Source organism: Actinoplanes sp. NPDC051861 (genome assembly GCF_040681145.1).
Classification (GTDB): Bacteria; Actinomycetota; Actinomycetes; order Mycobacteriales; family Micromonosporaceae; genus Actinoplanes.
The window spans coordinates 46,580-58,231 of the sequence record NZ_JBFAYE010000003.1 but is presented as its reverse complement, the minus strand read 5'-3'; the positions used below and the strand labels follow the sequence as shown (position 1 = coordinate 58,231).

Here is an 11,652-nt window from a genome sequence, read left to right as displayed (position 1 = left end):
CGGTGACCCCCACTCAGTTGCGTGCCTACTCCGCCGTTGTCCGGCGGGGCTCGGTCAAGCTGGCCGCCGCCGAGCTGGAGGTCTCCGAGTCCGCGGTCTCCCTGCACATCGGACAGCTGCGCAAGGAGCTGGGTGATCAGCTGTTCTCGCGTACGGCTGGGGGGCTGACCTTCACGCCGGGCGGCCTGCGGCTGGCCAGCCGGGCCACCGAGCTGCTCGGCCTGCAGGACATCACGGTGCTGGAGGTGAGCGCGGCCGGGCAGGGCCGGCGCCTGCTGCGGGTCGGCGCGTCCAGCCTGTTCGCCGAGCACGCCGCACCCGGCCTGATCGAGCTGTTCGCCGGCCGCGCCGCCGACCTCGACCTGGAACTCAGCGTCCGCAACCCGTGCACGTTCGTCGAGTCCCTGATCGAGCGCGCCATCGACATCGCGATCGGCCCGCCCCCGCTCTCCCCCGACCCGGCGGTGTCGTGCCGCCCGGTCATGTATTACCGCGTGGTCACCGTCGCCTCCCCCGACCACCCGCTCGCCGGCACCCAGCCGACGCCCCGCCAGCTGCGCGAGCAGACCTGGCTCCTCGGCCCGTCCGCGGTGTCCGGCAGCGGCGCTCTGCGCACCCTGCTGCGCCGGCTCGGCGTCCCCGACGACCGCCAGCAGATCTTCCAGAGCCACGCGGCCGCGCTCGAGGAGGCCAAACGCGGCCGAGGCGTGACCGCGGCGCTCTCCTTCACGGTCGCGCCGGAGGTCCGCAAGGGCCACCTCGTCCAGTTCCGCGGCCCCCATGCGGCGATCGAGGAGGTCTGGCACTCGATGACCCTCGCCGAGCCGGCCACCCCGTCAGCGGCCGGCGAACTGGCCCGCTTCGCGTCCACGCCCCGGGCGATCCAGGCGATGATGCGCGGGACCGGCGTGGGTGTTGCCCGTTTCAAGCCGTCGGTTCACGTCACCCTCTGGAGCTGATCGCCGTCAAGCCGTCGGTTCACGTCACCCTCCGGAGCTGATCTCCGTCAGGACGCCGGCCAGGTCGCCGAAGGTGCCGGCGGGCATCAGCCGGTCGCAGAAGGGCAGGGCGGCGGCCATGGCCGCCACGCGCGGGGTGAAGCCAGGAGCGCCGGCGCGGGGATTCAACCACAAGATTTTGTACGCGCGGCGCCGCAAGCGAGCCATCACGACAGCCATCTCCTCGGGCGGGTCGCTGTCCCAGCCGTCCGAAGCGACGATCACGATGCCGCCGCGGACCGCGTTACCGTGGTGGGAACCGAGCAGCGCGCCGATGTTGGTGGCTATCCGCGTACCCCCGAACCGATCGGTCACCGCCGCGCTCGCCTGGTCGATCGCCTCCTCGGCACCGGAACGCCGCAGCGCCACGGTGAGCCGTGTCAACGTGGTCGCGAACGCGAACACCTCCGCGTCGGTTACCAGCGCGAACGCCCGCATCAGGTGCAGGTACGCCGCCGCCTGAGCCCGCATCGACTCGCTGACGTCGCAGAGCAGCACCACCCGCCGGGGTCGCCGCCGAGGTCGCTCCCGGACCACGGTGACCACCTCCCACCCGGTGCGCCGGGCCCGCGCGATGGTCGGCCGCAACGCGACCCGCCGCCCGGCCGGGTCGACAGCGTGCCGGCGGCTGCGCCGTTGCGGCCACCGGGTGAGCGCCGCGCGCAGGGCGTCACCGAGCGCCCGGGTCTGCGCGGCGTCGAGGTCCTCGAAGGGCACTTCGGCGAGGGCGGCCAGCGCGCTGGGCCGGGGTTCGGGAAGGTGGAGACCGGACTCCTCACCCGGCTCACCGGCCGCCACCACGGGCGGCAGGGTCGCCCAGGGCAGTCCGCCGCCGTCCGCGCTCTCCCCGCCGGTACCCGGCACCGGAACGTTGACGTCGTCCTTGCGCCCCGGCGCCCCGGCGGACCGGTTCAGCGGCAGCGATACGACGTCGTCGAAGACCTCCGCGAACACCCGGTCGAACGCGGCGAGGTCACCCTGCCGGCGCACGAGCGCCACCCGGGCGGTCCAGTAGAGAACGTCCCGGCTGACCGGTGGGCTGGCCTCCAGTGCCCGGACCAGGTCGTCGGTCTCGGTGATCCCCGCCGCCGGGCCGGCCCGCCGCAACCGGGCCACGAGCGCCACCGCGAACGCCGCCCGGTCCACCCCGCGCAGCAGCACCGGCGCGGGCTCGGCGGACGAACTCAAGGCCGGGTCACGGCCCAGACGATCACGGCGGCGACCGCTGCGACGCCGATGACGACGGGGATGACCCGCTTGTAGATCGAGCCGCCCGCGACGTCGAGCAGGTCGAGGGCCTCGGGCTCCGTACTCTCGATCTTCCGCTCGGTGGAAACCGGCGCCGCTTCGACGGGGCCGGCGCCGGTGGCCGGTGCCGCTTCGACGGGGTCGGCGCCGGTGACCGGTGCCGGCACCACGGGCGCGGAGTCATCGGATTCGGAATCGGAATCGGTGGCCAGCTTGGCTTCGAGGTTCGCGACGAACTGGGTGAGCAGCTTCGACGAGACCTCCTTGATCATGCCGCTGCCGAACTGGGCGAGCTTCCCGCTGATCTTGAGGTCGGTGTCCACACTGACCCTGGTGCTGTCCGCGCCCTCCGGTGTCAGCACCGCGCTCACGACCGCCGCCGCGTTGCCGGCCGACCGGGCGTCGCGGCCCTTCGCGTCGATCACGGCCCGGTAGGCCGACGCGTCCTTCGCGGTGAACTGCGCCGTACCCGTGAACTCGGAGATCACCGGGCCCACCTTGACCTTCACCTTGCCCTTGTAGACCTCGCCCTCCACCCCGGTCAGCTGGGCGCCCGGCATGCACGGCGCGATGCCCTCGAGGTCGGTCAGAACCTCCCAGGCCCGGTCGATCGGGGTGTGCACGGTGAACTCGTTCGTGATCTTCATGGGCGGCTCTCCTGGGAAGCGGCCTCGAGGACCGAACCGAGGAGGGTCCGGTCGTCGGGGGTCTTGGCGATGGTGCCGATGGTGCGCACGACGTCGGCGCCGGCGAGGTCGGTGACGCCGAGGGCGGCGAGCGCGGACACCCAGTCGATCGTCTCGGCGAGTCCGGGCGCCTTGTCCAGGTCGAGGGTGCGTACCCGGCCGATGAACTCGGTGGCGTCGCGGATCAGCGGTGCGGCCGCGCCGGGCACCGAGCGGCGGACGATCTCCGCGGCCCGGGTCGGCGAGGGGAACTCGATCCAGTGGTACAGGCAGCGCCGCCGCAGCGCGTCGTGCAGGTCGCGGCTGCGGTTGGAGGTGAGCACCACGACCGGCGGGCGGGTGGCGGCGAACGTGCCGAGCTCCGGGACGGTGACGGCGGCCTCGCCGAGGAACTCGAACAGCAGCGCCTCGAACTCGTCGTCGGCGCGGTCGATCTCGTCGATCAGCAGGACGGGTGGGGTGGGGCCGGTGTGGCGTACGGCAGCCAGGATCGGCCGCTCCTGCAGGAACGACTCCGTGAACAGGTCGGCGTCGTCGAGGGACAGTCCCCGCGACTCGGCCAGCCGGATGTGCAGGAGTTGCCGCTGGTAGTTCCACTCGTAGAGCGCCTCACCCGCGGTCAGCCCCTCGTAGCACTGCAGCCGGATGAACGGCGTGTCCAGCGCCTGCGCCAGTGCCTTGGCCGCGGCGGTCTTGCCGACGCCGGGTTCGCCCTCGAGCAGCAGCGGTTTGCCGAGCCGCAGCGACAGGAAGATCGCCATGGCCAGGCCGTCGTCGACCAGGTAGTCGACAGCGTCGAGACGCGCCGCCACGTCAGCGAGGGCGACGTCAGAAAGAACGTTCATTCTCCCCCTACCTGCCGCTCGGGCCCCGGAAAGAACGTTCGTTCTAGCCCCGGCCCCCCGGGGCCGAGAAAGAACGTTCGTTCTTGCCCTGGCGGCTCCGGCGCCGGAAAGAACGTTCGTTCTTGTCCCAACAGCCGCTCGTAGTCCTCACGGGTGTCGACGTCGATCGGGACCGTACCCTCGGCGTGCACCTCGGTCACCTCGTAGCGGCCGGTGTGCACCAGCTTCCACACCGCCTTGTCACCGTGAAGATGGGCGAGTTCGCCGAACACGTCGCGGTGGAACAGGAACGGGTGGCCGAGGCCGTCCGCATACCGGCAGACGCCCATCGGCGTCTCGACCGCGGCGAGCCGGCGCACGTCAGCAGGCCGGACCCCGGGCTGATCGCCGAGCAGCAGCACGAGGCGATCTGACGAAGGTGCGATCGAGGGGATCACCGAGCTGATCGACGACCCGCAGCCGGTGGTGAACGCCACGTTCTCGATCACGCGTACCCCGGAAAGGTCCACCGTGGCCCGGATGGCCGCCGCCGAACCGCCCAGGGTGACCAGCAACTCGTCGAAACCGCAGGCGCGGGTGGTGTCCAGGGTCGCGTCGAGCAGGGTCCGGCCGCGGAACGGCAGCAGCTGCTTGGCCTCGCCGAGCCGGCGCGAGCCGCCGGCCGCCAGCACCAGACCGGAGACGCCCATCCCTCAGGCCTTCGTGAACTTCTTCAGGCAGCCCGGGCAGCAGAACCAGTAGTCCTGTCCGTCCACCACGCCGTGCGGGGTGTCCGGGCCGATCACCACGGTCATCCCGCAGACCGGGTCGATCGCGGTGCCGGCGGGGATGTCCGGCTCGGGGAACGCGGCCGGCCCGACGGGCAGGGTCGGGCCGGCCACGAACTCCGGTCCGGCGGAGGCGAGCGCGGCGGCCTCGGCATGGGGGGCGGCCCCCGAGGGCGCGGGCTCGGCGGATCCGGCGGCCAGGCCGCCGACCCGCATCTCCCGGACGATTTCGGCAAGCACGGCGAGGGAGATCTCTTTGGGGGTACGCGCACCGATCTCGATGCCGGCATGCGGCCGGATCCGGGCCCGCTCCCCCGGGGTCAGGCCCATGTCGTCGAGCAGCACCGAGGACCGCTTGTGGCTGGCGATCAGCGCGATCAGCCCGACTCCGGCGTCCAGCGCGGCCCGGATCGCCCGGTCCTCGTCGCGGCCCAGCCCGGCCACCACGGCCGCCACCGCACCCGTGTAGTCCCCGGCCGGCAGCACGTCGAAGTCGAGGAACTCGGCCAGGTCCGCCACGGCCGCACCGATCGGGGTGTGCCCGGCGACCGCAAGCAGCGGCCGGGGCAGCACCGGGCGCAGGAAGATCTCGATCGCACCGCCGGAGTGGCAGGTGTTGACGACGACCAGCGCGCCGGGCGTCTCCGGGAACTCGGCGGAGTCCTCCGGAAGCACCCGCAGCAGGACCGTGTTGCCGTCGCGCAGGGTGTCCATGGCCGCGGCCCGCACCGACGTCTCGGCGCAGACCCCGCCGACGAAGCCCTCGATGGACCCGTCGGGCAGGATCACCGCGTCGTCGCCGGCCCGGGCGGAGGTGGGCTCCTGCGCCCGGACCACGGTCGCGTGCACGAACGGCCTGCGCGCCTCGGCCAGTTCGCGGGCCCGCTCGGCGATGGTGCTCATCTCGTACCCTCTCGCGCTTTTAAATCGGCGGCGTGGCGCGACCCTGCATCGCGTCCCAGACCCGCGACGGGGTGAGCGGCATGTCCGCGTGCCGGATGCCGAACGGCTTGAGCGCGTCGACCACCGCGTTGACGATCGCCGGCGGCGAGCCGACCGTGGCCGACTCCCCCACGCCCTTCGCACCGATCGGGTGGTGCGGCGACGGGGTGACCGTGAAGCCGGTCTCCCAGTCGGGCACTTCGAGAGAGGTGGGGATCAGGTAGTCCATCAGCGAGGCGCCGAGGCAGTTGCCGTCCTCGTCGAACGCGATCATCTCCATCAGCGCCATGCCGACGCCGTCGGTGAGGCCGCCGTGCACCTGGCCCTCGATGATCATCGGGTTGATCCGGGTGCCGCAGTCGTCGACCGCGATGAACCGGCGGACCTTGACCTCCGCGGTGCCCGGGTCGATGTCGACGACGCAGATGTACGCCCCGTGTGGGTACGTCAGGTTCGACGGGTTGTAGCAGATCTGCGCCTCGAGTGCGCCCTCCATGCCCTCGGGCAGGTCGCCGGCGCCGTGTGCCCGGAACGCGATGTCCTGGATGGTCACCGACTTGCCCGGGTCGCCCTTGACCTGGAACGCGCCCTTGACCCAGTCCAGGTCGGCGACCGACACCTCGAGCATCGCCGAGGCGATCAGCAGCGCCTTCTCGCGGACCTTGCGAGCCACCAGGGCGGCCGCCGCGCCGGAGACCGGTGTCGAGCGGCTGCCGTACGTGCCGAGCCCGAACGGCGTGTTGTCGGTGTCACCGTGGATCACGTCGATGTCGTCCGGCGGGATGCCCAGTTCCTCGGCGATGATCTGGGCGAACGTGGTCTCGTGGCCCTGACCCTGCGTCTTTACCGACAGCCGCACGACGGCCTTGCCGGTCGGGTGGATCCGCAGCTCGCAACCGTCGTTCATGCCCAGGCCGAGGATGTCCATGTTCTTGCGCGGGCCGGCGCCGACCGCCTCGGTGAAGAACGCGATGCCGATGCCCATCAGCTCGCCGCGGGCCCGCTTGAGCGCCTGCTCCTTGCGCAGCTCCTCGTAGCCGGCCATCTCCATCGCGAGGCGCATGGTGGGCTCGTAGTCGCCGGAGTCGTACACCCAGCCGGTCTTCGTGGTGTACGGGAACTGCTCGGGCTGGATGAAGTTCTTCAGGCGCAGCTCGGCCGGGTCCATGTCGAGCTCGTGGGCGAGGCAGTCGACGATCCGCTCGACCAGGTAGACGGCCTCGGTGATGCGGAACGAGCAGGCGTACGCCACCCCGCCAGGCGCCTTGTTGGTGTAGACCGCGGTCATCTTGCAGTGCGCGGCCTGCAGGTCGTAGCTGCCGGTGAACACGCCGAAGAAACCGGCCGGGTACTTCACCGGCGCCGCGGTGCCGTTGAACGCGCCGTGGTCGGCGAGCACGTTGGTGCGGATCGCCAGGATCTTGCCCTCGCGGGTGGCCGCGATCTCGGCACGCATGATGTAGTCGCGGGCGAAACCGGTGCTGATCAGGTTCTCCGAGCGGTCCTCCATCCACTTCACCGGCTTACCGGTGACGATGGAGCCGACGATCGAGTGCACGTAACCGGGGTAGATCGGCACCTTGTTGCCGAACCCGCCACCGATGTCCGGAGCGATCACCTGGATCTTGTGCTCGGGCAGGCCGGCGACGATCGCGTACAGGGTGCGGTGGGCGTGCGGGGCCTGGGTGGTCGACCAGAGCCGCAGCCGGCCCTCGACCGGGTCGAAGTCGGCGACCGAGCCGCACGTCTCCATCGGCGCGGGGTGCACCCGCGGGTAGACGATGTCCTCCTTGACGATCACGTCGGCGGAGGCGAAGACCCGGTCGGTCTCCTCGGCGTCACCGGTCTCCCAGTCGAAGACGTGGTTGTCCGCCTTGCCGTCGAGGTCGTCGCGGATGATCGGCGCGTCCGGCTCGAGGGCCTTGCGGACGTCGATCACCGGGTCGAGCACGTCGTACTCGACGTCGATCAGCTCCAGGGCGTCGCGCGCCTGGTAGCGGTCCTCGGCGACGACGAACGCCACCTCCTGGCCCTGGAAGCGAACCTTGTCGGTGGCCAGCACGGCCTGCACGTCGTTGGAGAGCGTCGGCATCCAGGCCAGGCCGAGCCCCTTGAGGGTCTCGCCGGTCACCACCGCCTTGACGCCGGGCGAGGCCTCGGCGGCGCTGGTGTCGATGCTGACGATCCGGGCGTGCGCGAACGGCGAGCGCAGGATCGCCAGGTGCAGCATGCCGGGCAGCTGCACGTCGTCGGTGAACCGGCCGCGCCCACGCAGGAGACGTGGGTCCTCCTTGCGCAGCATCCGGCCGTACCCGATGGGCTTGAGGTCGTTGTTCTCGAAGACCGCGGTCACTGCGTCACCGCCTCTGCCTCGTGGGCGGCCGCCCACTGCACGGATCGAACAATCGTGGCGTAACCGGTGCAGCGGCAGATCTGGCCCGAGATGGCCTCGCGGATCTCCGCCTCGGTCGGGTCGGGGTTCCTGTCGAGCAGCGCCCGGCAGGTCATCAGCATGCCCGGCGTGCAGAAGCCGCACTGCAGGCCGTGGCACTGCCGGAAGCCCTCCTGGATCGGGTCCAGCTCGGCGCCGTCGGCCAGGCCCTCGACGGTACGCACCTCGCGCCCGCCGGCCATCGCCGCGAGCACGGTGCACGACTTGACCGGCTCGCCGTCCATCCACACCACGCAGGTGCCGCAGTTGCTGGTGTCGCAGCCCCAGTGGGTGCCGGTCAGGCTGAGCACGTCGCGCAGGAAGTGCACGAGCAGCAGCCGGCCCTCGATCTCACGGGTGTACTCGACCCCGTTGACGGTCATCGTGACCTGCATCAGCTCAGCTCCTCGCCCGCTCGACGGCCGTGCGCAGCGTGCGCCGGGTCAGTTCGTTCGCCAGGTGGCGCTTGTAGTCGGCGCTGCCACGCAGGTCGGTGGCCGGGTCGCAGCTGCGGGCCGCGATCGCGCCGGCCAGCTCGTACATGTCCTCGCCGGGCTCGTGGCCGCGCAGCGCGGCGGAGATCTCCGGGATGCCGGTGGTGTTCGGGCCGACCGCGGCCAGGCCCACCCGGGCGTCGGCGAACCGGCCGCCCTCCAGCCAGACCGCGGCACCGGCGGAGACCACGGCCCAGTCGCCGGCGCGCCGCTCGACCTTGGCGTAGGCGCTGCTGGTCTTTTGTGCGTCTTTGACCGGAATGCGGATTTCAACCAGGATCTCGTTGTCCGCCACGGCGGTCTCATAGGGCCCGACGTGGAACTCCTCCATCGACACGATCCGCTCGGCGCCGCCCGGGCCGCGGATCACGCAGCTGGCGTCCAGGGTCGTGCAGACCGCGGAGAGGTCCTCGGACGGGTCGGCCTGGCACAGCGAGCCGCCCAGCGTGCCCCGGTTGCGGACGATCGGGTCGGCGATCACCCGCTCCGCGTCCCGGAAGATCGGGAACACCGCCGCCAGCTCGTCGGACTCGAGCAGCTCCCGGTGGCGGGTCATGGCCCCGATCCGCACCACGTCCGCCCCGAGCTGGATATAGCCCAGCTCGCTGTGCAGGTCGTTGATGTCGATGAGGTATTCGAAGTTCGCCAGCCGGAGCTTCATCATCGGCAGCAGGCTGTGCCCGCCGGCCACCAGACGGGCCGAGCTGCCCAGACGCTCCAGCAGTCCAATCGCTTGATCCACGCTCGTAGCACGCTCGTACTCGAACGGAGCCGGCACCTGCACGATGCACCTCCCGAAGTCGGGCCGACACTCGCGCGCCGCCGATCCAATGTCAACAGCGACCTAAGCGTTCGCTTAATCAGTCGTTGACGAGGCCGGAGAGATCGCGGATCGTGCGAGGATGCGCGACATCGTTGACGGCCTGCTGGCCTGGCGCGCCGCGGGCCTGCGATTCGCGGTGGCGACGGTGGTGCACACGTGGCGGTCGGCGCCGCGGCAGCCGGGCGCGGCGATGGCGGTCAACTCGCGTGGCGAGGTGCTGGGCAGCGTCTCCGGGGGGTGCGTCGAGGGCGCCGTCTACGCCGCCGCACAGGAGGTCATCGAAACCACAAAGGCGCAGAAGCATACGTACGGGGTGAGCGACGGCGACGCCTTCGAGGTGGGCCTGACCTGCGGCGGCACGATAGAGGTGCTGATCCAGCCGGACAGCGCACTGACCGGTCTGGACGACGTGCTGGCCGCGATCGCCGCGGGCCGGCCGGTGGCCACGGTCTCGATACCGGACGCTCAACTGGTCGTCTGGCCCGCCGCTGTCGAGGGCACCCTCGGCGACGCCGAGCTGGACCGGGCGGCCGCGCAGCAGGCGGCCGGGCTGCTGGCACACGGGCGCAGCGCCATCGTGACCGCCTGCGAGCAGGAGGTGTTCGTCCAGTCCTGGGCCGCACCCGCCCGCATGATCGTGTTCGGGGCGATCGACTTCGCGGCGGCGGTGGCCCGGATCGGCAGGTTCCTCGGCTACCGCGTGACGGTCTGCGACGCCCGCGGGGTGTTCGCCACCGCGGAGCGCTTCCCCGAGGCCGACGAGATCGTGGTCGAATGGCCCCACCGCTACCTGGAGCGCACCGAGGTCGACGAGCGCACCGTGCTGTGCGTGCTCACCCACGACCCGAAGTTCGACATCCCGCTGCTGCAGGTCGCCCTGCATACCCCCGCCCGGTACATCGGGGCGATGGGCAGCCGCCGCACCTGCGAGGACCGCCTGCACCGGCTCCGGGAGGCGGGCCTGTCGGAGGCGGCGCTGTCGCGCTTGCGGGCGCCGATCGGGCTGGACCTCGGAGCGCGTACGCCGGAGGAGACGGCCGTGGCCGTGGCCGCCGAGATCGTGGCGCTGTCATGGGGTGGGTCGGGCGCGCCGCTGACCGACCTGACCGCCCCGATCCACGGCCCTAGCCTCTCTTCATGAGGCGGCCGACCGCGGCCATCAGCTCCGAGGCCATCTCGTCGGCGCGGCCCTCCTGGGCGCCCTCGTGCATGCAGTGCCGGGCGTGGCCGTCGAGCAGGCCGAGTGCCACCTTGTCGAGGGCGGCCTGGATGGCGGAGATCTGGGTGAGGACGTCGATGCAGTAACGGTCGTCCTCGACCATGCGCTCGATGCCGCGCACCTGCCCCTCGATGCGGCGCAGCCGCGACTGCAGGTTGTCCTTGGTGGCGGTGTATCCGCGGGTGGGGGCGGGGTTGGTCATGCCGGCCATCATACAACCCCCGGGGGGTATTCGGGTCCCCGCTTTGATACCCCTACCGGGTATGTGTAAGGTGGGCGCATGAGGACTTCCGTGAAGCTGACCGCGTACGCCGCCGGACTGGTCGTGGTGTTCGGCGCCGCGGCCGGGGCCGGGCGGGTGCTCGGGCCGGACAACGAGGCCGCGCCGCCGGCGGCGGCCCACGCGGAGCCGGGGCACGGCGGCGACCACCCTCCGGCCCCCGCGGTTCCGGGTGGACTTCAGGTCGCGCAGGACGGTTACCGCCTCACGCCGGTCACCACCCGCCTCAGCACACGGAAACCATCGGCGTTCGAGTTCAAAATCCTCGGCCCGGACGGGCAACCTGTCACGAAATATCAGATGAACCATGACAAGGAGCTCCACCTGATCCTGGCCCGCCGCGACCTCTCGGGGTTCCAGCACGTCCACCCGGCGCTCGGCCCCGACGGCACCTGGAGCATCCCGCTCGCCGTCCGGACCGCCGGGCAGTACCGGATCTTCGCCGACTTCCAGCCCGCCGGCCACGACCAGCTGACGCTCGGCGTCGACGTCCCGGCACCCGGCGACTACCAGCCACGGCCACTGCCCGCACCGGCCGTGGTCACCGAGGTCGACGGCTACTTCGTCACGCTCGGCGGCACCCTCGCGCCCGGCGCCTCCTCGGAGCTCACATTCACCGTCGCCAAGGACGGCGAGACCGTGACCGACCTGGAGCCGTACCTCGGCGCCTCCGGCCACCTGGTGGCGCTGCGCGACGGCGATCTGGCCTATCTGCACGTGCACCCGATCGACGAGAAGAGCCTGGCTTTCGCGGCCGAGGTCCCGTCCGCCGGGGTCTACCGTCTCTACCTGGACTTCAAGCACGGCGGGAAGGTGCACACCGCGGAGTTCACCGCTGTGACCGCGGGCGCCGAGGCACCCGTGCAGGCCCCGCCGACCGGCCACGGCGCCGACGGCCACACGCACAACTAGGAGGCGA

12 protein-coding genes are annotated in these 11,652 nt (G+C 71.5%); 3 read left to right on the top strand and 9 right to left on the bottom strand.

All coding sequences use genetic code 11. From position 1 onward, the window contains the following. The first annotated feature begins 2 nt into the window (after positions 1-2). Positions 3-959, top strand: coding sequence for a LysR family transcriptional regulator (locus tag AB0M02_RS11140; RefSeq protein ID WP_364224628.1), 957 nt, complete (start codon positions 3-5; stop codon positions 957-959). A 24-nt stretch (positions 960-983) separates the two neighbouring features. Here the strand turns inward: AB0M02_RS11140 and AB0M02_RS11135 are convergent, their stop codons facing one another. The 8 genes from AB0M02_RS11135 to AB0M02_RS11100 are packed head-to-tail and all read right to left on the bottom strand — an operon-like array spanning position 984 to position 9,189. Beyond that, positions 984-2,186: a VWA domain-containing protein gene (locus AB0M02_RS11135; RefSeq protein ID WP_364224626.1), complete on the bottom strand. Its 1,203-nt coding sequence runs from the start codon at positions 2,184-2,186 to the stop codon at positions 984-986. Next, entirely contained in the window at positions 2,183-2,893 is a 711-nt protein-coding gene (locus AB0M02_RS11130; RefSeq protein ID WP_364224624.1) for an SRPBCC family protein, read from the bottom strand. The genes AB0M02_RS11135 and AB0M02_RS11130 overlap by 4 nt, the downstream gene beginning before the upstream one ends. Continuing rightward, the gene (locus tag AB0M02_RS11125) at positions 2,890-3,777 is read right to left on the bottom strand and encodes a MoxR family ATPase (RefSeq protein WP_364224622.1); all 888 of its coding nucleotides are present in this window, start codon (positions 3,775-3,777) and stop codon (positions 2,890-2,892) included. The genes AB0M02_RS11130 and AB0M02_RS11125 overlap by 4 nt, the downstream gene beginning before the upstream one ends. Continuing rightward, positions 3,774-4,466: a nucleotidyltransferase family protein gene (locus tag AB0M02_RS11120; protein WP_364224620.1), complete on the bottom strand. Its 693-nt coding sequence runs from the start codon at positions 4,464-4,466 to the stop codon at positions 3,774-3,776. Before AB0M02_RS11120 ends, AB0M02_RS11125 begins: the two co-directional genes overlap by 4 nt. Before the next feature lie 3 nt (positions 4,467-4,469). Continuing rightward, positions 4,470-5,447, bottom strand: a complete 978-nt coding sequence (locus tag AB0M02_RS11115) for an XdhC family protein (protein WP_364224618.1) — start codon at positions 5,445-5,447, stop codon at positions 4,470-4,472. Positions 5,448-5,466: 19 nt separating this feature from the next. Beyond that, positions 5,467-7,839 (bottom strand): aerobic carbon-monoxide dehydrogenase large subunit, encoded by a 2,373-nt coding sequence (locus tag AB0M02_RS11110; protein WP_364224616.1) that lies wholly within the window; start codon positions 7,837-7,839, stop codon positions 5,467-5,469. Further along, entirely contained in the window at positions 7,836-8,312 is a 477-nt protein-coding gene (locus AB0M02_RS11105; RefSeq protein ID WP_364224614.1) for a (2Fe-2S)-binding protein, read from the bottom strand. The genes AB0M02_RS11110 and AB0M02_RS11105 overlap by 4 nt, the downstream gene beginning before the upstream one ends. Positions 8,313-8,316: 4 nt before the next feature. Continuing rightward, positions 8,317-9,189, bottom strand: a complete 873-nt coding sequence (locus AB0M02_RS11100) for a xanthine dehydrogenase family protein subunit M (protein ID WP_364226038.1) — start codon at positions 9,187-9,189, stop codon at positions 8,317-8,319. A 124-nt stretch (positions 9,190-9,313) separates the two neighbouring features. Here AB0M02_RS11100 and AB0M02_RS11095 point away from each other — a divergent pair, with 124 nt between their 5' ends. Next, a complete protein-coding gene (locus tag AB0M02_RS11095) occupies positions 9,314-10,375 on the top strand; it encodes an XdhC/CoxI family protein (RefSeq protein ID WP_364224612.1) in 1,062 nt (353 codons plus the stop codon). On the opposite strand, the gene AB0M02_RS11090 is transcribed toward AB0M02_RS11095, so the two are convergent. Further along, entirely contained in the window at positions 10,359-10,655 is a 297-nt protein-coding gene (locus tag AB0M02_RS11090; protein WP_364224610.1) for a metal-sensitive transcriptional regulator, read from the bottom strand. The genes AB0M02_RS11095 and AB0M02_RS11090 overlap by 17 nt on opposite strands. Before the next feature lie 78 nt (positions 10,656-10,733). Between AB0M02_RS11090 and AB0M02_RS11085 the strand changes: the two genes are divergently transcribed. After that, on the top strand, positions 10,734-11,645 hold the full coding sequence (locus AB0M02_RS11085) for a hypothetical protein (RefSeq protein ID WP_364224608.1): 912 nt from the start codon (positions 10,734-10,736) through the stop codon (positions 11,643-11,645). The last annotated feature ends 7 nt before the right edge of the window (positions 11,646-11,652 follow it).